Raw genomic sequence first — 23750 nt, forward strand, 5'->3', positions numbered from 1 at the left:
ATGACTACCCCGGATTACAGCATCCAGGCGATCAGTGAGCTTACCGGCGTGTTGCCGGTGACCCTGCGCGCCTGGGAGCGCCGCTACGGCCTGATCCGGCCGGCGCGCACGGCGCGTGGCCATCGCCGCTACGGCGAGGCGGATCTGCGCCGCATCCGTCGCATCCTGGCCTGGCTGGAACGGGGCCTGCCCATCGGGCAGGTGCGCGCGGTGCTGGACGGCGAGGACGCCCCGGTGCTGGCCGGCGACCCCTGGCGGCGCGCCGCCGAGGACGGCCTGGCGGCGCTGGCCGCGCGCAACGTGCCGCGTCTGGAGCAATGGTTCCAGCGCCTGGTGGCGGACTATGCCTTGGAGAAGGTGCTCACGCAGTGCTGCGACCCGTTGCGCGAGCATCTGCGGGCACGGCCGGACGGCGCCGCCGCGCGGCTGCTGCTGGACAGTTTTTTGCGCCAGAAACTGGGCGGTCGGGCGCTGGCCCTGGCCCCCGGCCGCCGCGATCCGGCCTGGCTGGTGCTGGCGGTGGGCGACCCGCTGCCGGCGCTGAGCCGGGCGGTGCCACGCGGCGCGCCGGTCTGGTGTCTGGAGGATGCGCCGCCCTGGAGCGCCCTGGCGCCCTGGCTGGCGGACCCGCGCACCCGGGGCGTGCTGTGGGTACTGGGCGAACACCCGGGCCGTCGCCGCGCCGACCAGCTGTGGCCCGCCGACGCGGCGCCCGACTTGCCGGCCTGGTGCACCGGCCCGGCGCTCACCGATGAATTGATCACCCCGCCCTGGCTGCGGCGGGTACCCGGCGACCGGGCCGCCCTGTACGCGGCCTGGGACGCCGCCCTTCACGACGCGGACAACGAACACGCGGACAAAAGAGGAGACGCCGGTGCGACTGGTTTGGTTTCGTAATGACCTGCGCTGTCACGGGCACACGCCCCTGACCCAGGCGCTGGCCGGCGGCGATCCGGTGATCGCCCTGTATCTGCTGTGCCCCCGGCAATGGGACGATCACGACGTGGCGCCGCTGCGTCGCTGGTACGTATTGGAAAGCCTGCTGGAACTGGGTGACACCCTGGCCGCCAAGGGCATCGATCTGCACGTGCTGGACGCCGGCGATTTCGACGGCGCCGTGGACACCCTGGCCGACTTCGTGGCGGAGCAGGGCGTGCGCGAGATTTTCTGCAACCGGGAATACCCGCTCAACGAGCTGAACCGGGACCGGGCGGTGGCCCGGCGTCTGGAACAGGACGGCGTGCGGCTGCACGGTTTCGACGACGGCGTGCTGGTGCCGCCGCGCACCCTGAGCACCGGCAAGGGCACGCCCTATACGGTGTTCACCGCCTACAAGAAACGCTGGGATCAGTGGATGGACGACGCCGACCCGGGCGCCTTGCCGGCGCCGGCCTGGCCGGCCTCCTCCGGGGCGTCGAAAAAGGGCCGTTTCCACGGCCGCGACCGGGTCGAGGCGCTGCGCGACGGCCTGGACCTGCCGGACACCCTCACCGCGCCCTGGCAGCCCGGGGAAACCTCCGCCTACCGGCAGCTTTACGACTTCGTGGAGCATCAGCTGGGCGACTACAAACGCTACCGGGACTTTCCCGCCGAGCCCGGCACCAGCGGCCTGTCCACGGCCCTGTCCGCCGGCACCCTGGCGCCCCTGGACGCCTATCTGGCGGCGCGCCGGGCGTTGGCCGACAGCGGCGCCCGGGAGGGGGCCGCCACCTGGATCGGTGAACTGGCCTGGCGCGACTTTTACCGCCAGATCATGCATCGTTTTCCGCAACTGGCCACGGGGGCGCCGTTCCGGCCGGAAACCCGGCTGTTGCAATGGCACGACAACGACGCGCATTTTCAGGCCTGGTGCGAAGGACGCACCGGCTATCCGCTGGTGGACGCGGCCATGCGCCAGCTGGTGCGGACCGGCTGGATGCACAACCGGCTGCGCATGCTGACCGCCATGTTTCTCAGCAAGCATTTGTTCATCGACTGGCACAGGGGCGAACGTTTCTTCATGCAGCATCTGATCGACGGCGACTTCGCCAGCAACAACGGCGGCTGGCAGTGGAGCGCCTCCACCGGCACCGACGCGGCGCCGTACTTCCGCGTGTTCAGTCCGATCCGCCAGAGCCACCGGTTCGACCCGCAGGGGCGGTTCATCGCCCGCTATGTGCCGGAACTGGCGGAACTGGACGACGAAAGCATCCACGAGCCCTGGAAGCAGCCGCTGCTGTGCCCGGATTACCCGGCGCCCATCGTCGCCCACAAGGGCGTCAAGGAATTCGTGCAACAGGCGTTCCGGCAGGCCGGCGACGCCTGGCGGCAGCAGGAGAACGGCCAATGAATCAGCGCATCGCGGTGATCGGCGCCGGCATCAGCGGACTGACCGCCGCCTGGTACCTGGGCGAGCGCCACCGCGTCACGGTGTTCGAAGCGGAGCCGGAGCCCGGCGGCCACACTTACACGCTGGATGTGCACCGCGACCACGGCGACTTTGCCGTGGACATGGGCTTCATCGTCTTCAACGACCGCACCTACCCGAACTTCGAGGCGCTGCTGTCGGAGCTCAACATCGGCCGGCAGCCCACCGCCATGGGCTTCGCGGTGAGCGACGCCCGCCAGGGCGTGGAATATTGCGGCGACGGGTTGCGCGGCTTCTTCGGCCAGCGCCGCAATTGGGTGAGCCGCCGTCACTGGCGCCTGCTCGCCGACATTCTGCGTTTCAACCGCGAGGCTCCGACGCTGCTGGAGCATGAGGAAGGGGAACAGCCGCTGGGCGAATACCTGCGCGCCCGGGGCTACGGCGAGGCGTTCCGGCGCCACTACATTCTGCCCATGGGCGGCGCCATCTGGTCCTGTTCCCTGGCCCAGATGGAGGCGTTTCCGGCCCGCTTTTTCGTGCGTTTCTTTATCAACCACGGCCTGCTGGCGCTGCGCAACCGGCCGCAGTGGTACGTGGTGCCCGGCGGCTCGCGCAGCTACGTGACGGCGCTGAGGCAGCGCTGTCAGGCGGAGATCCGCACCGCCACGCCGGTGCGCCAGGTGCGCCGCGACGACCAGGGCGTGACCCTGACCCTGGACGGCGCCACGGAGCGTTTCGACCAGGTAATCCTGGCCTGTCACAGCGACCAGGCCCTGGCGCTGCTGGCGGACCCGGACGCCCGCGAGCGGGACTGTCTGGCGCGTCTGCCTTACCAGAGCAACGACGTGGTGCTGCACACCGACACCCGGCTGCTGCCGCGCCGTCGCCGGGTCTGGTCCAGCTGGAACGCCCTGTTGGGCGACGCCGCCGACGATCAGCCGGTGCAGGTCACCTACAACATGAACATCCTGCAGCGCCTGGACGCGCCGGAAACCTTCTGCGTCACGCTGAACGCCGGGGACCGCATCGACCCGGCGCGCATCCTCCACCGGGTGCGTTTCGACCATCCGCTGTTCACCCTGGACGGGCTCGCCGCCCGGGACACCCTGCTGGCGGACAACGGCACCCGGCGCACCTGGTTCTGCGGCGCCTGGTGCCGCAACGGCTTCCACGAGGACGGCGTGGCGTCGGCCCTGGCGGTGGTGCGCGGCCTGGAGAAGACGCCGTGATTCCCCGTTTCGCGCTGGCCCGCGGCCATGTCTGGCACCGTCGCTTCGAGCCGGTGGACCATCGCTTCCGCTACCCGCTGTGGCTGGTGTGGTGCGACCTGGACGCCACCGGCGAGCTGCTGGAGCGGCATGCCGGATGGGGGCGCCGCTGGCGCCCGGTGACGTTCCGGGACCGGGACTTCGTCGACCAGCGGGACCGCCCGCTGGACGACAAGGTGCGCGCCAAGGCCGGCGAGCTGGGCCTCGACTGGCGCGCCGGGCGGGTTTGCATGCTCGGCCAGTGGCGAACCTTCGGCGTGCTGTTCAATCCTCTGGTGCTGTACTTCCATTTTCCCGACGGCGCCGACCGCCCGGACGCGGCCCTGGCGGAAGTGCGCAATACGCCCTGGCGGGAGCGGCATTTCTACCCGCTGCGGTTCCGTGAGGAGAACGGCGAACAGGTGGTGGAGCACGACAAAAAGTTTCACGTATCGCCGTTTCTGCCGTTGGCGCTACGCTACCACTGGACCCTTCACGCCCTATTTCCCGCCTTGCGCCTAACGTTGCGGGACCGGGAGGGCGAGCGAACGGTGTTCGCCGCCGGCCTGGATCTGGCCATGCTGGAGGCCCGCCCGCCGGCGATGACGGCGGTGATCGCCCGCTTCGGCGCCCAGGGGGTGCGTACCCTGGCGGGGATTTACCGGCAGGCCTGGAAGCTCTGGCGTAAGGGCGTGCCGGTGTACGCGCACCCCCGGGCCGGAGGTGGGGATGGTGAGAACGGAGAAAAAACACATGATGGACGGTGAAAAAGCTCTGGCGACTCCGCGCCCGTCCTGGATTCAGGGTGTGGCGAGAAAGCAGGTGCAGGCGCATCTGGCGAAGCTGCCCCACGGTGGCGTGACCCTGCGCGAGCCGGACGGCGAGGTGGTGGTCATCGGGGACGCGGGCCGGTTCGGCGCCGACATCGACATCCACCACTGGGACACCTACCGGGCGATGATGACCGGCGGTGCTCTGGGCGCGGCGGAAGCCTACATGGCCGGCGCCTGGGACAGCCCGGACCTGCTGGCGGTGATCCGCTATTTCGCCGCCAACGTGGAGGCCATGCGCGCCCTGGAAGGCGGCGCCGCCCTGCTGGCCCGGCCGGCCCTGAAAGTGCTGCACACCCTGAACCGCAATTCACCGGCGGGCTCGCGCCGCAACATCGCCGCCCATTACGACCTGGGCAACGACTTCTTCGCCCTGTTTCTGGACCGCAGCATGATGTATTCCAGCGCCGTCTATCCGGATGCGGACGCGGATCTGGAAACCGCCTCCGAGTACAAGCTGGAGCGCATCTGTCAGCGGCTGGAACTGGCGCCGGGCCAGCATCTGCTGGAAATCGGCACCGGCTGGGGCGGCCTGGCCCTGCACGCCGCCCGCCACCATGGCGTGCGGGTGACCACCACCACCATTTCCCGGGAACAGGCCCGCTACGCCCGCGAGCAGGTGCGCGCCGCCGGCCTGGAGGACCGCATCGAAGTGCTGGAACAGGACTACCGGGACCTGCGCGGCCGCTACGACCGGGTGGTGTCGGTGGAAATGATCGAGGCGGTGGGGCACCAGTATCTGGACGGCTATTTCCGCGTGCTCGGCGAGCGGCTCAAGCCCGACGGCCTGCTGCTGCTGCAGGCCATCACCGTGCCCGATCAGCGCTACGCCTACGCCCGCGACCGGGTGGATTTCATCAAACGCTACATCTTCCCGGGCGGCTTTCTGCCGTCGGTGTCGGTGATGTGCCAGGGGCTGCGCGACAACACCGCGCTGACGCCGCTGCGGCTGGAGGACATCGGCGAGCACTATGGTCGCACCCTGGCGGACTGGCGAGAGCGCTTCCTGCGCGCCCTGCCCAGGATCCGCGAACTGGGTTTCGACCAACGGTTCTGCCGGATGTGGGATTATTACCTGTGCTACTGCCAGGGCGCCTTCATGGAACGCGCCATCAGCACCGTGCATTTGCTGGCGGCGGGGCCGGACTACCGGCCGGCGGAACGACTGGTCTGAACGCGGTGCCGCGCCGATCAATATGGTATAGTTTGCCGTCCGCGCCCCGGTGGTCACCCCGCCGGCGGTGTCCCAAGACCCAGAATAAAGCCCCTTACCCGGGGCGGTAATGCCGTATGACTGCACAGGCTCAAGAGATCGTGCGCGCCCATCTGGCGGGCACCGGGGACCAGCCCGAACTCACCGACGATCAACGCGCACTGTACCGCCGTCGCATTAAGGAACGGTTACAGCAGCGCGACGCCGTGATGGTGGCGCACTATTACACCGACCCCGAGATTCAGGCCCTGGCCGAGGAAACCGGCGGCTGCGTGGCCGATTCCCTGGAAATGGCCCGCTTCGGCCGCGACCACCCGGCCAGCACCCTGATCGTCGCCGGCGTGCGTTTCATGGGCGAGACCGCCAAGATTCTCAGTCCCGAGAAGCGGGTGTTCATGCCCACCCTGGAAGCCACCTGTTCCCTGGACATCGGCTGCCCGGAAGATCAGTTCGCCGCCTTCTGCGACCAGCATCCGGACCGCACCGTGGTGGTCTACGCCAACACCTCGGCGGCGGTGAAAGCCCGCGCCGACTGGGTGGTGACCTCGTCCATCGCGGTGGAACTGATCGAGTACCTGGACCAGCGCGGCGAAAAGATCCTGTGGGCCCCGGACAAACACCTGGGCAGCTATGTGCGCGCCAAAACCGGCGCCGACGTGCTGTGCTGGGACGGTGCCTGCATCGTCCATGAGGAATTCAAGGCCCAGGGCCTGCTCGACCTGAAAGCCGCCCACCCGGGCGCGGCGGTGCTGGTGCACCCGGAATCGCCGGCGGCGGTGGTGGAGATCGCCGACGTGGTGGGGTCCACCTCGCAGCTGATCAAGGCCGCCATCGAGATGGACAATCAGCGCTTTATCGTCGCCACCGACAAGGGCATCTTCTACAAGATGCAGCAGCTGGCGCCGCACAAGACCTTCGTGGAAGCGCCCACCGGCGGCAGCGGCGCCCAGTGCCGCAGCTGCGCCCACTGCCCGTGGATGGCCATGAACGGCCTGGAAAACACCCTGGCGGTGCTGGAAGACGACAACGGCTGCGGCCAGGAAATCTTCGTCGACCCGACCCTGGCGGAAAAAGCCATGAAGCCCCTGGATCGCATGCTCGACTTCGGCGCCCGCCTGAAAAAATAGGCTGATCGCGACTAAAGTCGCTCCTACAACATCCGTCGACCTCGTAGGAGCGACTTCAGTCGCGATACGGTCACTTCAGCCATGACCCGCTTTTCCAGCTAGAACTCCTCCTTCGAAAGCCGCTCCATTTCGTCCCGGCGGGCCCCCAGTTTGCTGCGCAGGGCGAACTGGTCGCCGGCTTCCTTGAGAGCGAACTCCATCTGCCGCAGCGCCTGGTCGTCCTGACCGCGCAGGAACAGCACCTCGGCCCGGGCCCGGTGGGCGCGGGCCTGGTCGCCGGTGTTGCCCCAGGCGTCGGCGGCCAGGGACCACACGCCCGGATCGCCGGGGCGCGCCAGCACCAGCGGTTCCAGCAACGGCAGGGCTTTCTCCGGCTGCTTGGAGAGCAGGTAGGCGCGGCTCATCAGCAGGGAACTGGCGTAGTCCCGGGGATTGATATCGAGCACCCGGCGGCCCCGCTCGATCACCTCCGGATAGCGACCCTGATCCAGGTCCACCTCCATCAGCCCCAGCTGGTACCAGGGCTGGAAGCCGTCCCCATCGGCGATCAGATCGTTGAAGCGCTGGCGGGCGGCGTCGTAGCGGTCGGCGCGCAGTTCGGTGAGCGCCAGGCCGTAGCGGGCGGCCCGTGCCTCCAGCCCGTTCACTTCCTTGAGCCGTTCCTGGAAATACTGGCGGGCCCGTTCCGGGGTTTCAAAGTAGCGGGCCTGCACCCGCGCGCGCACCAGTTCGAACGGCAGGCTGGGGGCGGTGTCCGGGTGGGGCAGGTTGCGCGCCCGGGCGCGGGAATCCGCCACCCGTTCCTCGGTGAGGGGGTGGGTGAGCAGAAACTCCGGCGGGTCGCCGGCAAAGCGCTGCTGTTCCAGCATGCGCTCGAAGAAACGGGGCATGGCGGTGGGGTCCATGCCGGCGTTGGCCAGGGTCTGCATGCCGACCCGGTCGGCCTCGTATTCATTCTGTCGGGAATAGGCCAACTGGGACTGGATCGAGGCCGCCTGGGTGGCGGCCATGCCGGCCATGCCGGCGTCGCCGGCGCCGGCCACCGCCAGGGCGATGCTGGCCAGCATGGCGGCCAGCACCGCCGGGCCGCGGCGCTTGGAGTCCAGGTAGCGGCGGGCGAAGTGACGCTGGCTGACGTGGGCGATCTCGTGGGCGACCACCCCGGCCACTTCGTCCTCGGAATGAGCGTTGAGAAACAGACCGGCGTTGAGGCCGATGACGCCGCCGGGCACCGCGAAGGCATTGATGGCGCTGCTGTTGATCACCACGATGTCCAGGTCCGGTTCGTTCAGGTCGCTGTAGGAGGCCAGCCGGTAGACCAGGCTTTCCACGTACTCCTGCACCAGGGCATCGTCCATGATCGGCGTCTGGCCCCGCAGCTGGCGCAGCCAGGCGCGGCCCAGGCGGTGTTCCTGGTCCGGGGACATGACCGCCACGGTGGGGTCGCCCAGCTCCGGCAGGTCGCTGGCGGATTGCGCCTGGCCCGCCGCCGACAACAGGCACAGCAGGAACAACAGTGTCAGGCGGGTGACGGCGATCAAAGCGAACTCCTCTGAACTATATTGACCAGTACTTTATAATGACCGCCCTGGCGCAAGGATCACACCATGGACACAACATTTTTGGACGCCCGCGGCCTGAACTGCCCGCTGCCGCTGCTGAAGACCCGCCAGGCACTGCGGGGCCTGGCGCCCGGTGCCTTGCTGGAAGTGGCGGCCACCGACGCGGGGTCGGCCCGGGACATTCCCGAATACCTTCGACAATCTCCCCATGAGCTGGTTCGCCGGCAGGATGACGACCGCGAGTACCGGTTTCTGATCCGCCGTGGCGAGGAAGGCCAGGGGCCGGAGCGGGGACGCTGATGCTGGACGTGTTCAAAGGCTGGTTCAACACCTGGTTTTCCGATGACGAGGCGGTCTACCTGCTGGTGGTGCTGCTGGCGGGCTTCGCCGTGGTGGTGCTGTTCGGCGGCATGCTGGCGCCGGTGCTCACCGCCCTGGTGCTGGCCTATCTGATGCAGGGGCTGGTGACCCAGCTCAACCGCCTGGGCCTGCCGCCGGGGCTGTCGGTGAACCTGGTGTTTTTGCTGTTCCTGGCCGCCCTGACCATGGTGCTGGTGGTGGTGCTGCCGATGGTGTGGCGGCAGACGGTGCTGCTGGTGCGCGACCAGTTGCCCTACATCGTGCACAACGCGGAGACCTGGCTGAGGGCGCTGCCGGAGCGCTACCCGGAGATGGTCTCCATGGAGCAGGTCAACACCCTGGTCAACATTACCCAGCGGGAGATGGCCCAGTTCGGTCAGTCGGTGCTGACCCTGTCCCTGTCATCGATTCCCAACCTGCTGGATATTCTGGTGTTTCTGGTGCTGGTGCCGGTGCTGGTGTTCTTCTTTCTCAAGGATCGCCGGCTGCTGGTGGGCTGGGTACTGGGGTTCCTGCCGCAGCGGCGGCGCATCCTGTCCCATGTGTGGGACGAAATGGATCAGCAGATCGCCAACTACGTGCGCGGCAAGGCGGTGGAAATTCTGCTGGTGGGCGCCACCACCTTCCTGGCGTTTCTGTTCCTGGGGCTCAACTATACGGTGCTGCTGGCGGTGCTGGTGGGCTTTTCGGTGCTGATTCCCTATATCGGCGCCACCATCGTCACCCTGCCGGTGGCGGCGGTGGCCTACCTGCAGTTCGGCTGGAGCGGCGATTTCGCCCTGGTGATGGTGGTCTACGGGGTGATCCAGTTCATCGACGGCAATATTCTGGTGCCGTTGCTGTTCTCCGAGGCGGTCAATCTGCACCCGGTGGCGATCATCACCGCCATTCTGTTCTTCGGTGGGGTGTGGGGGCTGTGGGGGGTGTTCTTCGCCATTCCGCTGGCCACGCTGCTCAAGGCGGTGATCAACGCCTGGCCGCGCCGGCCGTTGCCGGCGGAACCGGTGGGGTAGGGGGATCGCGGCTGAAGCAGCTCCTACAGGGTGGTCGTTGTAGGAGCGGCTTTAGCCGCGATATACGGCGTCAGAAGCGGTACTGACCGCCGTCGATGCCCTGCTGGATTTCCGGGGTGAGCGGTTGATAAGCGCTCTCACCGGGCAGCAGCACATAGACCGGGTCGTCCACCTTCTCCAGATCGTATTTCTCTTCCTTGAGCTTGTTCTTCTGGTGCTTGAAGGTGCCCGTGGTTTCCACGCCGTGGTCGGTGATGCGCAGGAACACCGGCACCGCGTAGGGAGGCAGTTCGCGCTGCACCTCGGCGGTCAGGCCGGCCCAGTCCACCTCGCCGTGGGGCTGGTTGAGGCGCAACTCCGCCATGCCGGCGCGGCCGTTGGTGCCCGGGATTTCCACCCCATAGACCACCGATTCCACCACCGGAGCGGTGCCGTCCAGGATCTGCTCCACTTCCGTGGTGGACACGTTCTCGCCTTTCCAGCGGAAGGTGTCGCCCAGGCGGTCCACGAACTGGGCGTGGCGGAAACCGATGTCGCGCATCATGTCGCCGGTGTTGAACCAGGCGTCGCCCTTCTTGAACACGTCGCGGAAGATGGCCTTTTCGGTCTTGTCCGGATCGGTGTAGCCGTCGAACGGGGTCTTGTCGGTGATCTCGCCGAGCATCAGGCCGGATTCGCCCTTGCTCACCTTGATCATGTGGCCGTTCTTGTCCCGCACCGGCTCGTCCGCTTCCTTGTCGTACTTGACGATGGCGTAGCTGACCGGGGAGAAGCCCACGGTGTTGTCGAAGTTGAACACGTTGGTGAAGGCCACGTTGCCCTCGGAGGAGGCGTACAGCTCCACCACGCGCTCGATGCCGAAGCGGCTCTTGAAGTTCTTCCAGATGCTCGGACGCAGACCGTTACCGACGATCACCTTGACCGGGTTGTTGGCGTCGTCCGGCTTCTCCGGCTGCTCGTGCAGGTAGCGGCAAAGCTCGCCCACGTAGCCGAAGGCGGTGCAGTTGTGCTTGCGCACGTCGTCCCAGAAGCGGCTGGCGGAGAACTTGCGCGCCACCGCCAGGCCGCCGTGGCCGGCGATCACCGAGGCCCAGCAGATCACCATGCCGGTGGCATGGTAGAAGGGCAGGGTGCAGTAGAGGCGGTCGTCCTTGCCCAGGCGCACCGCGGAGAAACCGAAGGCGCCGTAGGCCTTTTCCCAGCGGCCATGCTTGAACACCACCGCCTTGGGCAGGCCGGTGGTGCCGGAGGTATAGATATAGAACAGCGGATCGTGCAGGAAGGTCTGGTGGGTGGTGGCCGGGTTCTCGCTGGAGCAGTCCTTGATCTCGGTGGCGAGGTTGGCGAAGCCTTCCGGGGCGGTGCCCGGGTCCGCCAGGGTGTCCTGGTCGGCGAAGTAGAAGAAGTTTTTCTTTAGGTCCAGGTCGTCGCGGATTTCCTGGATAGTGGCCACCAGCTCCTCGCCGGCGATCACCGCCTTGGGTTCCACCAGATTGACGCTGTGCACCAGCACCTTGCCTTTCTGGGAGGTGTTCAGCAGCGCCGCGCACACACCCAGCTTGGCGCAGCCCAGCACGGTGGCCAGCAGTTCCGGGCGGTTCTCGATGTCCACCGCCACGGTGTCGCCTTTTTTCAGGCCGATGGAGGCCAGGTAGTCGGCGATGCGGTTGGCCCAGGCGTTGAATTGCTTGTAGGTGAGTTCCCGGTCCTCGTAGAGAATGGCGACGCCGTTGGGGTTCTGCGCGGTGGCGTGCTCGAAGGCCACCCCCAGCCCCAGCGGGGTATTGGCGTCGGTGTTCTTACTCATCTTGGAACCCTTGATGAGACCGGGCAGATTGCCGATCACCTCGGGCACCTTGGACAGCAGCTTGGGCAACGTAATCACGTCGGCGTTGCTCATGGGATCTCCATTAATCCGTGTTCTTGGAATGCCCGGGTCGCGCCGGGAGCTCGGGTCGGCGGCCCCGGTCGTCGAAACGGGTCGCCAAAAAAACGTCTCAAAAGCGGTGCCCGCCGGATTCGGAAAGCGGGGATACCTTAACGCCCGTTTCGTATACCAGCAAGCAAACCCAGGCCCCGAGCGCGACCCGCGAGTCGCACCGAAGCCGGGGCTATTGAAGCACACTCTGGCACCATGGTCCCGCCTTGGGGACACCGCCGCTTGTCATCCGGTGACAGGTCCATCCGGCTGCCGTCCATCGCCCGTCCCATTGGGCCTCCACCCGGCGCCGCCGTTCACGGGGCGTCGGGCGTCACGGTGACCAGCACCTGTTGACGGCGCACCTGGTCGCCGGCGGTGGCGTTCACCGCCTCCACCACACCGTCGCAATCCGCGCTCAGAGAGTGCTCCATTTTCATCGCTTCCAGTACCGCGATAACTTGGCCGCGGGTGACCCTGTCCCCCGTCGCCACGGTCACCTCGGTGAGCGCGCCGTCCATGGGCGCCTGGATACGGCCGGATCCGGGGCCGTCCGCGCCGGCGCCGGCGCGGTGGGTGCGATCCTCGAAAACCACGCGCAGGGCACCGTCCTGCAGCCACAGCTGCTCGCCGTCCCGCCACCAGCGGTAATGCCGGCGTACCCCGTCCAGGGTGGCCACCAGGCCGCCGTCCGCGTCCACCCGGTCCAGGGTCAGCGCCGGGCCGTCGCGCAGGCCGGAGGGGGTCAGATAGAGGGTGCGTTCCTCCTCGCCGGCGGCCAGCACCAGGGGCTGGGCGCCCAGGCCGCTGGAATGCCAGCCGTCGTAGCCGCGCTGCCGGCCGGCGCCGTCGGCGCGCCCGGACGAGCCGGTCCGGGCGAGCAGCAGGGCGGCCAGGCCCCAGAGGGCGTTCGGTGGCGCCAGCGGCCGCAGGGCCGGGTCGTCGGCGAAGTCGCCGCCGATAAAGGCGGTGGTGGCCTGGCCGTCCGCGAAGCGGGGGTGGCGCAGAATCGCCGCCAGGAAGCGACGGTTGTCGTCCAGCCCCATCAGCTCGGTGTCCTCCACCGCCCGGATCAGACGGCGGCGGGCCTCGTCGCGGCTGGCGCCGAAGGCAATGATCTTGGCCAGCATGGGGTCGTAGTGGCTGCCCACCTCGGCGCCGTCCACCAGGCCGTGGTCCACGCGCACGCCGTCGCCGGAGGCCGGGCGCCAGCGTGCCACGGTGCCGGTTTGCGGCAGGTAATGCCGGGCCGGGTCCTCGGCGTAGAGGCGCACTTCCATGGCATGGCCGGAGAGGGTCACCTGTTCCTGGGTCAGCGGCAGGGGCGCCCCGGCGGCCACCCGCAGCTGCCAGGCCACCAGGTCCTGGCCGGTGACCAGCTCGGTGACCGGGTGCTCCACCTGCAGGCGGGTGTTCATCTCCAGGAAGAAAAAGTCGCCGTTGTCGGCGAGCAGGAATTCCACCGTGCCGGCGCCCACGTAATCGCAGGCCCGGGCGGCGTTTACCGCCGCCTCGCCCATGCGCGCGCGCAGGGCCTCGTCCACCGCCGGGGAGGGCGCTTCCTCCACCACCTTCTGGTGACGGCGCTGCACCGAGCAGTCCCGCTCGCCCAGGTGGATCACCTGGCCGTGGTGATCGCCGAACACCTGAATCTCCACGTGGCGGGGATTGACCACCGCCCGCTCCAGAATCAGCTCGTCGTTGCCGAAGCTGCTTTTCGCTTCCTGGCGGGCGCTTTTCAGCTGCGCCGGGATGTCGGCGGCGTCGGTGACCACGCGCATGCCACGGCCGCCGCCGCCGGCGCTGGCCTTGATCATCAGCGGCAGACCGACCCGCTCCGCCTCGCGGATCAGGGTGTCGTCGTCCTGGGCCTCGCCCTGGTAGCCGGGCACGCAGGGCACGCCCGCCTCCTGCATGGCGATCTTGGACAGGCGCTTGGATCCCATCAGGCGGATCGCCGCCGGCGGCGGGCCGATAAAGGTGACGCCGGCGGCGGCGCAGGCCTCGGCGAAGTCCGCGTTCTCGGACAGAAAGCCGTAGCCCGGATGCACCGCGTCCGCGCCGCTGCGCCGGCAAGCGTCCAGCAGCGCCTCGCTGTTCAGGTAGGAGTGCGCCGCCGTGGCCGGGCCGATGCACACCGCTTCGTCGGCCAGGGACACGTGCCGGGCCCCGGCGTCCGCCTCGGAGAACACCGCCACGGTGCGATAGCCCAGGGATTGCGCCGAGGCGATCACCCGGCAGGCGATCTCGCCCCGGTTGGCGATCAGAATCTTTTCAAAGCTCATCGGTGATTCCTTGTTGGTTGTTCCTGCCGTGGCGCGTCCTTATCGCGACTTCAGTCGCGATCACCGGCCCAGGACGGCGCCCGCTTCTGCACGAAGGCCAGGGTGCCTTCCTGGCCCTCGTCGCCGTTGACCGCGTCGGCGAATTCCCGGGCGGCCCGGTCCAGCAGTTCGGCCATGGGCACCTGGCCCACGTCCAGCACCAGGGCCTTGGTGGCGCGGTTGGCGCCCGGCGCGCAGCGGCCTACCTGGGTGAGCAGTTCGGCCAGTTTTTTGTCCAGCTCCTCGGCGGAATCCGCCACCTCGTGGACCAGCCCCAGGGCCAGCGCCCGGTGACCGTCGAAGCGGGCGCCGGTGAGCGCCAGACGGCGCGCCTGGGTGAGCCCCAGCCGTTGCACCACGAACGGGGCGATCTGCGCCGGAATCACGCCCAGGCCGGTTTCCGGCAGGGCGAAGCGGGCATCGCCGGCGGCCAGCGCCACGTCGGACACGCAGGCCAGGCCGAAGCCGCCGCCCATCACCGCCCCTTCCAGCACGGTGATCAGCACCGCCGGCAGCCTGTTGGCGCGGGTGATCATTTCGCCGAAGCGTCGGTTGAGCCGGAAGAACGCCTCGCGGTCGCCCTCGGCGGCTTTCTGACGGGCCCCGGCCATGTCCTTGATGTCGCCGCCGGCGCAGAAGTGGCCACCGCTACCGCGCAACACCAGCGCGCGCACGCCGGCGTCGCTCTCCACCGCCTCGAAGGTGGCCATCAATTCTTCCACCATGGCCAGACTCATGGCGTTGCGCGCCTCCGGTCGGTTCAGGGTGACGTGGAGGACGCCACCGTCCTGGGTCAGGGTGATGGCTTGGGTTTCGGGTAGCTTCATTGGCGTTCTCACTCGATCAACTTCTTTATTTCTTTTTGCCCGGCAGAATGCCCATGGTCTTGCAGATGATGCCCAGCATCACCTCGTCGGCGCCGCCGCCGATGGAGGCCAGGCGGCCGTCGCGGTAGAGCTGGCTGGCCGGGTTGTCCCACATAAAGCCGTTGCCGCCCCAGTACTGCATGCAGCCGTCGGCGACCTCGCGCAGCAGGCGGCCGGCCTTGAGCTTGGCCATGGAGGCCAGACGCAGTACGTCGCCGCCGTTCACATAGGTCTCGCAGGCCTGCCACACCAGGGCGCGCAGCAGTTCCACCTCGGTCTGCAGTTCCGCCAGCTTGAAATGCACCGACTGGTTGTCGAGCAGGGACATGCCGAACACCGGGCGGGCGCGGGCGTACTCGATGGTGTCGTGGATCAGGTTGTCGCAGCCCTTGAGCGCGTTGGCGGCGCCCCACAGCCGCTCCTCCTGGAATTGCATCATCTGCATCATGAAGCCCATGCCTTCCTGGCCGATCAGGTTGCCGCGCGGCACGCGCACATCGTCGAAGAACACCTGGGCGGTTTCCGAGCTGCGCATGCCCAGCTTGTTGAGCGGCTTGTCCACGGTGATGCCGGCCGCGTCCTTGGGCACGATGATCAGGGATTTGTTGATGTGCGGTTTGTCGTCGGAGGTATTGGCCAGCAGACAGAAAAAGTCGGCGCTGGGAGAGTTGGTGATCCACATCTTGGTGCCGTTGATCACGTAGTCGTCGCCGTCCTTTTTGGCGTGGGTCTTGATGTTGGCCACGTCGGAACCGGCATGGGGTTCGGACACCGCGATGGAGGCCACCATGTCCCCGGCGATGGCCGGCGCCAGATAGTCGCGCTTGAGTTCGTCGGAGCCGAACCGGGCCAGGGCCGGCGTGGCCATGTCGGTCTGCACGCCGATGGACAGGGGCACGCCCCCGCACGCCGCGCCGCCGATCTCCTCGGCCACGATCAGGCCGTAGGAATAGTCGAGGCCCATGCCGCCGTATTCCTCCGGCTTGGTAACGCCCAGCAGCCCCAGATCGCCCATCTTCTTGAACACCTCGTGGATCGGAAACCGGCCCGCCGCTTCCCACTCCGGCACGTAGGGGTTGATCTCTTTCTCGACAAAATTGCGCACCGTGCGGCGCAGCTCTTCATGTTCCTGGGTAAACAGCATGGGTTTGCTCCTGGGTTCTCGCGTTCGTTAAAAACGTTTCGTTTTTGTCCGGCGAGTTGAAAGTTAAAAGTTAAAAGGGCGGCTCCGCCAAGAGGCCCTGTCGTCGGCGGCGACGAAGCCGCCCTTTTAACTTTCAACTTTCAACTGCTTTTATAGCCTCGCCACGCCAAATGTATTGGCGCGCAGGTCCCTTTCCTCCGCCTGCCGGAAGATGTCCAACACATAGGCGAGGACTTTCCGGGTGTCGCGGGGGTCGATGATGCCGTCGTCCCACAGCCGCGCGGTGGCGTAGAGGGCGGTGGATTGGGCGTCCAGTTTCTGGGCGGTGCTTTGCTGCAGCATATCCAGTACCTTTTCGTCCGGTTCCAGGCCGTTGGCTTTCTGTTTGGCCTCGGCGACGATGCGCAGCACCATGCCGGCCTGCTGGCCGCCCATCACCGCCACCCGGCTGTTGGGCCAGGCGAAGATAAAGCGCGGATCCAGCCCGCGGCCGCACATGGCGTAGTTGCCGGCGCCGTAGGAGCCGCCCACCAGAATCGACACCTTGGGCACCCGGGCGTTGGCCACCGCCTGGATCATTTTCGAGCCATGCTTGATGACGCCGTTCTGTTCCGCGTCGGTGCCCACCATGAAGCCGGTGGTGTTGTGCAGGAACAGCAGCGGACGGCCGGTCTGGTCGCAGAGTTGAATGAACTGGGCGGCCTTGGCGGCGCCGCGCGGGGTGATCGGGCCGTTGTTGCCGAGCACGCCGATGGTGCGGCCTTCGATATCGATCCAGCCGCACAGGGTGGCGGCGTCCCAGTCGTTCTTGAAATCGAGAAAGTCCGAGTCGTCGGCGATGCGCGCGATGATCTCGCGCACGTCATAGGGCTTTCTGGGATCGGCGGGCACCACCCCCAGCAGTTCCTCGGCGTCGTGGCGAGGTGGCTTCCAGTCGCCGGCGGGCGCGGGGGTGTCCCTGAGCCCCAGTTTCTTCATGATGTCACGGGCGTGGCGGATGCCGTCCGCGTCGTTCTCGGCCAGGTACTCGGCGGTACCGGCCTGGCCGGTGTGCATTTCCGCGCCGCCCAGTTCCTCATCGCCGGCGATTTCCCCGGTGGCGGCTTTCAGCAGCGGCGGCCCGGCCAGGAACATCTTGGCGCGGTTGCGTACCAGCACCACATAGTCCGACAGGCCCGGCTGATAGGCGCCGCCGGCGGTGGCGTTGCCGTGCACCACGGTGATCTGCGGCACCCCGGCGGCGGACAGGCGCGCCTGGTTGGCGAAGGTGCGCGCCCCTTCCACGAACACTTCCGACGCGTAGTTCAGGTTGGCGCCGCCGGATTCCACCAGGCTCACCATGGGCAGCCGGTTTTCCAGGGCGATCTTCTGCAGACGCAGGGTTTTGTGCAGCCCCGACGGCGTCACCGTGCCGCCCTTGATGGCGGAGTTGGAGGCGGTGACCAGGCAGCGTACACCGCACACATAGCCGATGCCGGCGATGGTGCCGCCGCCGGCTTCGGTGCCGTCCTTGTCGTCGTGCATCTTGTAGCCGGCCAGATTCATCAGGCTGAGGAAGGGCGAGCCCGCGTCCAGCAGCCGGGCCACCCGTTCATGGGGCAACAGCTGGCCGCGTTTCTCGAACTTTTCCCGCTTGCCCTCGGCGGTGTCCACCACCGCCTGTTCGATGGCGCGGAACTCGTCCACCGCGCGCAGCAGGGCGGCGCGGTTCTGTTGATAGGCCTCGCCGTTGGGATCGAGGACGGAGTCGAGCACGGTCATGGCGTGTCCTTGTGGTTCAGTCTTTCAGCACGGCGGGCGTCACGGCCCGGTGGAAGCCGTCGTAGGGCCGCGAATTGCGATGGTCGGGCAGCGGGAACATGGCCACGTTGCCCTGGCTGGCGGCGCCGTCGATGCGCAGCGTATCGCCGCTGATAAAGGCGGCCCCTTCGCAAAGCAAAAAGCAGATCGCCGAGGACACTTCCGCTTCCAGGCCCAGGCGTTTCAGCGGTACCGCGTCGCGCAGGGTCTTGATGGTGCGCTGCATGCTTTCCGGATAGGTGTCCATGCCGGACGAAGCGATCCAGCCCGGCGCCACCGCGTTCACGCGCACGCCACAGCAGGCCCATTCCAGGGCGGCGGTCTTGGTGAAGTTGTCCATGCCGGCGCGGGCGGCGCCGGAATGGCCCATGCCGGGCATGCCACCCCACATGTCGGCGACGATGTTGACGATGCTGCCGCCGCTCTGATTCATGCCCTGGGTGAACACTTCCCGGGCCATCAGGAAACCGCCGGTCAGGTTGGTGCGGATCACCGTTTCCCAGCCTTTCTGGCTGATCAACGCCACCGGCGAGGGGAACTGGCCGCCGGCGTTGTTGACCAGGCCGTCCACCCGGCCCACCGCCTGATAGACGGCGGCCACGGTGTCGCGCACCGTCTCTTCGTCGCGGATGTCGCAGGCGAAGGGCAGCGCCTCGCGGCCGGTGTCCTCGCGGATTTCGTCGGCCACCGCCTGCAGTTTTTCCGGCTTGCGGCCGATCAGCACCACCCGGGCGCCCAGCGCCGCCAGCTCATGGGCGGTGCAGCGGCCGATGCCGGAGCCGCCGCCGGTGACGATCACGGTTTTGTCGGCGAACAGGTCCGGGTGAAACACGGAGCGATAGGGCATTCGGAATATCCTCACTGCAATCGTTCGTTGGGTGGCGTTCGCTGTAGGAGCGGCTTCAGCCGCGATCAAGCGCCTGATCGCGGCTGAAGCCGCTCCTACCACTACTGCGTATTTTTCTCGACCTCTTGGGCGATCTCTTCGCTCACCGGAACCGGAAAGTCCAGCAACTGCTGGGCGAACGCCTTGCCCTGGGGGTCGATGCGCAGGCTGGCGATGCCGCCGCCGCCCAGGGCATGGCGCAGCAGAAAGTTGAAGGCCTGGAAGCCGGGCAGTTCCCAATGGCTGACGCTGCCGGTCTGCGGATCCAGCACATGCTGCATGTAGTCGGCCACGGCGCCGTCGCTGAGCGCGGCGCGCAGGTAGGGCACGTATTCCGGGCGGCGCGCCATCACGCCGATGTTGGCGTGGTCGCCCTTGTCGCCGGAGCGCGCCCAGGCCAGCTTCACCAGCGGCACGCTGACCGGGCCGCCGGCGGTGTCGGTGCCCTGGCTGAAGGGCAGGGTGGTGGGGTCCAGCGGTTCGCCCACCGGCACGCCCACCTCCACCGGCTTTCCTTCCAGGTCCACGGTGGCGGTCACGTCCACCTTCGGCACCAGGGTGGAGAACAGGCGGATGCGCGGCACCGGCTTGGGCCGGCCGCCGACCAGCCCGGACAGGCCCGGCGCCATGCCGGTGGCGGCCTGGGCGATTTCCCGGGCAAACAGGCCCAGCGCCTTGCGGTCATCGTGCAGGGCGGCGATTTTCACCACCACCTCGCGGGTGTCCTCCCGGCGGGCGTGGGCGCCGTAGGTGGCTTCGCTGCCGAGAATTTCCACGCTGGTATCACGGAACGGGGCCAGCCCCAGCTGTTCGAACAGGCGACCGGTTTTGCGCAGGATCGCCTCGGCCACCACCCGGCCCTTGGCGGGGGCGTCCAGCCCGGCCATCAGGAACGACACGGTGATGCGCTGGCCGTCGGGCCAGGTGGCGGACACCTTGTAGGTGTCGGTGGGCGGCCGGCCGCGGGCGCCGCTCACGCGCACCCGGTTGTCGCCGTCCTGCTCCAGGGTCACGCCGGTGAAGTCGCACACCACGTCGGGAAGAATATAGGCACGGGGGTCCCCGATTTCGTACAACACCTGTTCGCCCACCGTGGCCCGGGTGACCAGGCCGCCGGTGCCCGGCGGTTTGGTGACCACGAAGCTGCCGTCGGCGTGGCACTCGGCGATCGGGAAACCCATGTCGTGGAAATCCGGCACCTGGCGCCAGTCGGTGAAGTTACCGCCGGTGCACTGGGCGCCGCATTCGATCACATGGCCGCACAGGGAGCCCTGGGCGAGCTTGTCGTAATCGTCGTCGGCCCATTGGAATTCGTGCATCAGCGGCCCCAGGGCCAGGGCGGAATCGGCGATGCGTCCGGTCAGCACCAGGTCGGCGCCGGCGTCCAGGGCCGCCTTGATCGGCAGCGCCCCCAGGTAGGCGTTCATGGTCACGGTCAGGGGCGGCAGCGGCGCGCCGCTGTCCAGCTCCTTGCAGGCGGCGAACTGGTCGCGCCGGCCGTTCAGATCGTCGCCTTCCACCAGGGCGATTTTCAGGTCCACGCCGGCGGCCTCGAACACCTTGCGCAGGGCGTCGCGGCAGGCCCGCGGATTGACCCCGCCGGCGTTGCTGATCACCTTGATCTTCCGGTCGCGGATATCCCGGGCCAGGGGGGCCATGACCTGATCCACGAAATCGTGGGCGTAGCCGGCGTTCGGGTCCTTCATGCGGGCCCCGGCCATGATCGAGAGCGTGACCTCCGCCAGATAGTCGAACACCAGATAGTCGATGTCCCCCTGGCGCACCAATTGAAAGGCGGCACTGTTGGTGTCGCCCCAGAAGCCGGCGGCGCAGCCGATGCGAACGGGTTCGGTCATGGAAAAGGATCCTGATTGCCGTGGTTCGGATGTTTCCGTAAGCTACCAAGCAAGCGCTTGGTTTGGCAAGCGCCGCGCTTGCAGCCGGTTGGACGCGGCGATTTAATGCGCCCCTGAGTAAGGAGCCCCCACCATGCCCGACAACCCGTCCATTCACGGTATCGACGATTCGCCCCGCGGGCGCCTGCTGAGCGCCGCCGCCCAGCTGTTCCGCGAGAAGGGCTTCGACCGCACCACGGTGCGCGACATCGCCGCCGCGGTGGGCATCCAGAGCGGCTCCATCTTTCATCACTTCAAGAGCAAGGAGGACATCCTCTACTCGGTGATGGAGGAAGTCATCCGCTTCAATACCGAGCGGCTGCGCCAGGCGGTGGCCGCCGCCGACACGCCCCGGGAGCAGCTGCGTCATCTGATCAGCGCGGAGCTCACCGCCACCGTGGGCGATACCCGCGAAGCGATGACGGTGATGGTTCAGGAGTGGCGCTGCCTCAGCGAGGACAACCAGCGCCGGGCGCTGGCCCTGCGCGATGTCTACGAGCGCCTTTGGCTGGATGTGCTGGAGCGGCTGCACGAGCAGGGCGCCTTCCGGGCCGACCCGTTCATCCTGCGGCGGCTGCTCACCGGCATGATCGGCTGGACGCCGAACTGGTTCAGCACCAACCGCCGGCTGTCGGTGGACGACCTGGCCACCCTCATTCTCGAGCGGGTGGTGGGCGAGTCATGATCGGCAACGGCTTCGCCTGGGGCAATGGCTACACCATCATGGAGGAGGGCGAGCTGGACCGGGATACCTGGCAGCTGCGCGTGAGCCATTATCTGGTGGCCGGCCCCGACGGCCGGCCGCTGCCGGGCCGCTTCGCCAGCCTGGAGGCCGCCAAAGCCTTTATCGACGGGCGGGAAGAGGGCGGTCCGGGCAATTTATGAACGAACGGTGTCCGCGGGGTAAAAAAGCCGTTGACACCCGGGGCCCAATCCCTAAAATGGCGCCCACTTCGCAACGCGAAGCCCAGAGGGTGGTTAGCTCAGCTGGGAGAGCATCTGCCTTACAAGCAGAGGGTCGGCGGTTCGATCCCGTCACCACCCACCAGTTTCCCAAGTCGGGCCCAGGCCCGCGGGGAGAGTCGGAGCGGTAGTTCAGTTGGTTAGAATACCGGCCTGTCACGCCGGGGGTCGCGGGTTCGAGTCCCGTCCGCTCCGCCACTTCTTCATGATCTTTTCTCCTTGATAGACATTTTGCAGTGATTTTGGCGCCGGCTGTCTCAGCCGGCGCTTTTTGTTTGTCCGGTGCCCGCCGGGAACTCTTCGCCCCCCGCCCCCTCTAAAACCCCAAGCGGCCAGTGGAACGGCCGTGTTCATCAAACCGTCACGAGCCCGCTTTTAGAATCCCCGGCGAGTAACGGATGAAAAAGAAACAGTGAAAGAGAAAGAAAAGGAGTCCCACCATGGACGAATATCTGGAAGACCAAATCGAAGAGAAGCTGTGGCTGGAAAGCCTCGATGAACTGGACGACGACCTGTGCGACGACGGCGTGGAGCTGTGAGCTCCTGCCCCCGTCGCCTCTGATTTTCCCCTCCGCTTCACCCTTCTCCCCACCCCGTTCCTGAACCGACCTCCACCGAACCGCCGCCGCGCCCCCCGGCGCCGCCACGCGCTTTGCGTTTGGTGATCCGCTTCCTTGTTTTGCCGGCCCGGCGCTGTCTATGCTGCGCCCATCCGCAACGCCGTTCGAACCGACCCGGCCGTGGCGGACCCGCCCCCCGCCAGAAGGGGGAGCGCCGAACAGGGGACTGACCGAAATCGGCAGGGAGTGACATCGGGCGTCACTTCTTCCAATAAAAAACGGCAACCGACAACAGGGAAAGGGAAGGCGTTATGGGGGGCTCGTCCGTCACTTCCGAAGCGATTCTGTTTTTCGAGCGGGACGGCATCGGCAAAAGCATGCTGTTCGCCGATTTCGAAGCGATCCTCGACGGCATGGTGGGGGTGCCTGAATACGCCGGCCGCGAAATGCGTGGCGCCTACTGCGTGGTCAACGGACGCCTGAAGGTCAAGGCCCTGGTGCTGTTTCTGATTGATTTCGATGCCGACGGCATGGCCGATCACACCTGGAATATGCCCTTGCGGCACCTGGCCGAACACGGCGGGCCCGGGCCGGATATGGGCGCCGGACCGATCCGTCTGGCGTGCCGCAGCCAGTGCCCGGTGGCCTGGCACCAGGACCAGCTCTGGGACCCCTCCATGAAACCCGGCGCCAACGACTTCGTGGCGGCCCGGGATCTGCTGCGCCGCCGCGGCGCCAAGATGGGCCTGGAAGTGGACGAGGATCTGCCGCCGGACGGCGAGGTGCCGACCCTGGCCGGCGAGGTCCCCACGGTCCGGCCGGTGCGCGAGGAGGGCGACCCGGAGCGGGTGCGTCTGGCGCGGACCATCAAGGAACTGCGGCTGCGTATCCATACCCTGGAGACCGGGCACAAGGAAGCGCTGGCGCAGTTGCGCTACGCCCGCCAGCAGAAGGAGGAAATCCTCAGCGCCCAGCTGGAAAAAGTGCTCACCCAGTTCAAGACCCTGAAATCCCAGAACACCGCCCTGCGCGAGCAGAACGACTCGCTCAAGGCCCAGGCCGAGGCCCTGCGGAGCAGTCTGGAGGAACAGGCGCGCAGCCTGGAGGAACAGGCCGGCCGCGACGCCGAGCAGGGCAGCCGGCTGGAGCGCCTCGCCGAACAGTACAACCTCAATCTGGAGCAGCGCCTGGACGAGGAGCGCGCCCGGCTGGCCGGCGAGATCCACAGCCGCGAAATGGACGTGCTGAACCGCGACGAGGTGATTGGACAGCTGCGCGCCGAGATCGCCGCGCTCAAGCGGGACCATCTGCAGGTGGCTCACTCCGGTGCCCGCCAGATGCTGGATAAGCTGGAAGACCTGGGTCTCAGCTTTATCGCCTTCCATCCCGGCGCCGGCCATGTGTCGGTGGGTGCCGACCAGATCGCCGATTACATGAACAACCCCCAGGCGTTCGCCGCGCGCAAGTGCCTGGTCACCGAGGACCATTACCGGGCCTGGCTGGCGCACTACGAGAACCCGGTGTGTCAGGTTCCGGTGGGGCCGGAGCAGACCCCGTGCGGCAAGCGGGTGATCCGCGTGGACGTGCCCAACCAGTTCAAGCCCGGCGTGTCCGATTGCAACTCCAACCGGTGCCCGCATTGCCGCTCGGACTCGTCCATCGACAATGTTTTGCGGTTTCGGTAAGGGGTTTTGC

At 67.4% G+C, this 23750-nt stretch carries 19 protein-coding genes and 2 tRNA genes; 13 read left to right on the forward strand and 8 right to left on the reverse strand.

Annotated elements, in window-relative coordinates; translation table 11 throughout:
* From IM760_RS10930 to nadA, 6 genes are all read left to right on the forward strand, one after another.
* Window positions 1–897: a MerR family transcriptional regulator gene (locus IM760_RS10930; protein ID WP_204429135.1), complete on the forward strand. Its 897-nt coding sequence runs from the start codon at window positions 1–3 to the stop codon at window positions 895–897.
* Window positions 875–2329, forward strand: coding sequence for an FAD-binding domain-containing protein (locus tag IM760_RS10935; RefSeq protein WP_204429136.1), 1455 nt, complete (start codon window positions 875–877; stop codon window positions 2327–2329). The genes IM760_RS10930 and IM760_RS10935 overlap by 23 nt, the downstream gene beginning before the upstream one ends.
* The gene (locus IM760_RS10940) at window positions 2326–3576 is read left to right on the forward strand and encodes an NAD(P)/FAD-dependent oxidoreductase (protein WP_204429137.1); all 1251 of its coding nucleotides are present in this window, start codon (window positions 2326–2328) and stop codon (window positions 3574–3576) included. The genes IM760_RS10935 and IM760_RS10940 overlap by 4 nt, the downstream gene beginning before the upstream one ends.
* Window positions 3573–4361, forward strand: a complete 789-nt coding sequence (locus IM760_RS10945) for a DUF1365 family protein (RefSeq protein ID WP_204429138.1) — start codon at window positions 3573–3575, stop codon at window positions 4359–4361. Before IM760_RS10940 ends, IM760_RS10945 begins: the two co-directional genes overlap by 4 nt.
* Entirely contained in the window at window positions 4348–5598 is a 1251-nt protein-coding gene (locus IM760_RS10950) for an SAM-dependent methyltransferase (protein ID WP_204429139.1), read from the forward strand. The genes IM760_RS10945 and IM760_RS10950 overlap by 14 nt, the downstream gene beginning before the upstream one ends.
* Before the next feature lie 116 nt (window positions 5599–5714).
* Window positions 5715–6764, forward strand: coding sequence for a quinolinate synthase NadA (gene nadA, locus IM760_RS10955; RefSeq protein WP_204429140.1), 1050 nt, complete (start codon window positions 5715–5717; stop codon window positions 6762–6764).
* A gap of 98 nt (window positions 6765–6862) precedes the next feature.
* Here nadA and IM760_RS10960 read toward each other — a convergent pair whose 3' ends face one another.
* Window positions 6863–8305 carry a M48 family metalloprotease gene (locus IM760_RS10960; protein WP_239549758.1) on the reverse strand — a complete coding sequence of 481 codons (1443 nt, stop codon included), beginning with the start codon at window positions 8303–8305 and terminating at the stop codon, window positions 6863–6865.
* 66 nt (window positions 8306–8371) lie between these two features.
* Here IM760_RS10960 and IM760_RS10965 point away from each other — a divergent pair, with 66 nt between their 5' ends.
* Both IM760_RS10965 and IM760_RS10970 read left to right on the forward strand, forming a co-directional pair.
* On the forward strand, window positions 8372–8626 hold the full coding sequence (locus IM760_RS10965; protein ID WP_204429141.1) for a sulfurtransferase TusA family protein: 255 nt from the start codon (window positions 8372–8374) through the stop codon (window positions 8624–8626).
* Window positions 8626–9699, forward strand: a complete 1074-nt coding sequence (locus tag IM760_RS10970; protein ID WP_204429149.1) for an AI-2E family transporter — start codon at window positions 8626–8628, stop codon at window positions 9697–9699. The genes IM760_RS10965 and IM760_RS10970 overlap by 1 nt, the downstream gene beginning before the upstream one ends.
* 70 nt (window positions 9700–9769) lie before the next feature.
* Here the strand turns inward: IM760_RS10970 and IM760_RS10975 are convergent, their stop codons facing one another.
* The 7 genes from IM760_RS10975 to IM760_RS11005 form a co-directional block, all read right to left on the reverse strand.
* Window positions 9770–11599: a long-chain-acyl-CoA synthetase gene (locus IM760_RS10975; RefSeq protein WP_204429150.1), complete on the reverse strand. Its 1830-nt coding sequence runs from the start codon at window positions 11597–11599 to the stop codon at window positions 9770–9772.
* A 335-nt stretch (window positions 11600–11934) separates the two neighbouring features.
* Window positions 11935–13902 carry an acetyl/propionyl/methylcrotonyl-CoA carboxylase subunit alpha gene (locus IM760_RS10980; protein WP_204429152.1) on the reverse strand — a complete coding sequence of 656 codons (1968 nt, stop codon included), beginning with the start codon at window positions 13900–13902 and terminating at the stop codon, window positions 11935–11937.
* A 50-nt stretch (window positions 13903–13952) separates the two neighbouring features.
* Complete coding sequence (locus IM760_RS10985; protein ID WP_204429153.1) at window positions 13953–14768, reverse strand: enoyl-CoA hydratase/isomerase family protein; 816 nt, start codon at window positions 14766–14768, stop codon at window positions 13953–13955.
* A 25-nt stretch (window positions 14769–14793) separates the two neighbouring features.
* A complete protein-coding gene (locus IM760_RS10990; RefSeq protein ID WP_204429157.1) occupies window positions 14794–15951 on the reverse strand; it encodes an acyl-CoA dehydrogenase family protein in 1158 nt (385 codons plus the stop codon).
* 150 nt (window positions 15952–16101) lie between these two features.
* Window positions 16102–17712, reverse strand: coding sequence for an acyl-CoA carboxylase subunit beta (locus IM760_RS10995; protein WP_204429159.1), 1611 nt, complete (start codon window positions 17710–17712; stop codon window positions 16102–16104).
* Window positions 17713–17728: 16 nt separating this feature from the next.
* Window positions 17729–18598: an SDR family oxidoreductase gene (locus tag IM760_RS11000; protein WP_204429161.1), complete on the reverse strand. Its 870-nt coding sequence runs from the start codon at window positions 18596–18598 to the stop codon at window positions 17729–17731.
* A gap of 101 nt (window positions 18599–18699) precedes the next feature.
* On the reverse strand, window positions 18700–20493 hold the full coding sequence (locus tag IM760_RS11005) for an acyclic terpene utilization AtuA family protein (protein WP_204429162.1): 1794 nt from the start codon (window positions 20491–20493) through the stop codon (window positions 18700–18702).
* Window positions 20494–20626: 133 nt separating this feature from the next.
* Here IM760_RS11005 and IM760_RS11010 point away from each other — a divergent pair, with 133 nt between their 5' ends.
* The 5 genes from IM760_RS11010 to IM760_RS11030 all read left to right on the forward strand — a co-directional run bounded on the left by IM760_RS11010 (window position 20627) and on the right by IM760_RS11030 (window position 23740).
* Complete coding sequence (locus tag IM760_RS11010) at window positions 20627–21217, forward strand: TetR/AcrR family transcriptional regulator (protein ID WP_204429164.1); 591 nt, start codon at window positions 20627–20629, stop codon at window positions 21215–21217.
* Window positions 21214–21417 carry a hypothetical protein gene (locus IM760_RS11015; protein ID WP_204429166.1) on the forward strand — a complete coding sequence of 68 codons (204 nt, stop codon included), beginning with the start codon at window positions 21214–21216 and terminating at the stop codon, window positions 21415–21417. The genes IM760_RS11010 and IM760_RS11015 overlap by 4 nt, the downstream gene beginning before the upstream one ends.
* A gap of 87 nt (window positions 21418–21504) precedes the next feature.
* Window positions 21505–21580: transfer RNA gene (locus tag IM760_RS11020), tRNA-Val, on the forward strand.
* Between the two features lie 36 nt (window positions 21581–21616).
* A tRNA-Asp gene (locus tag IM760_RS11025) sits at window positions 21617–21693 on the forward strand.
* A 673-nt stretch (window positions 21694–22366) separates the two neighbouring features.
* A complete protein-coding gene (locus tag IM760_RS11030; protein ID WP_204429168.1) occupies window positions 22367–23740 on the forward strand; it encodes a hypothetical protein in 1374 nt (457 codons plus the stop codon).
* The last annotated feature ends 10 nt before the right edge of the window (window positions 23741–23750 follow it).

It is taken from the genome of Alloalcanivorax marinus (assembly GCF_016906305.1).
GTDB classification, from domain to species: domain Bacteria; phylum Pseudomonadota; class Gammaproteobacteria; order Pseudomonadales; family Alcanivoracaceae; genus Alloalcanivorax; species Alloalcanivorax marinus.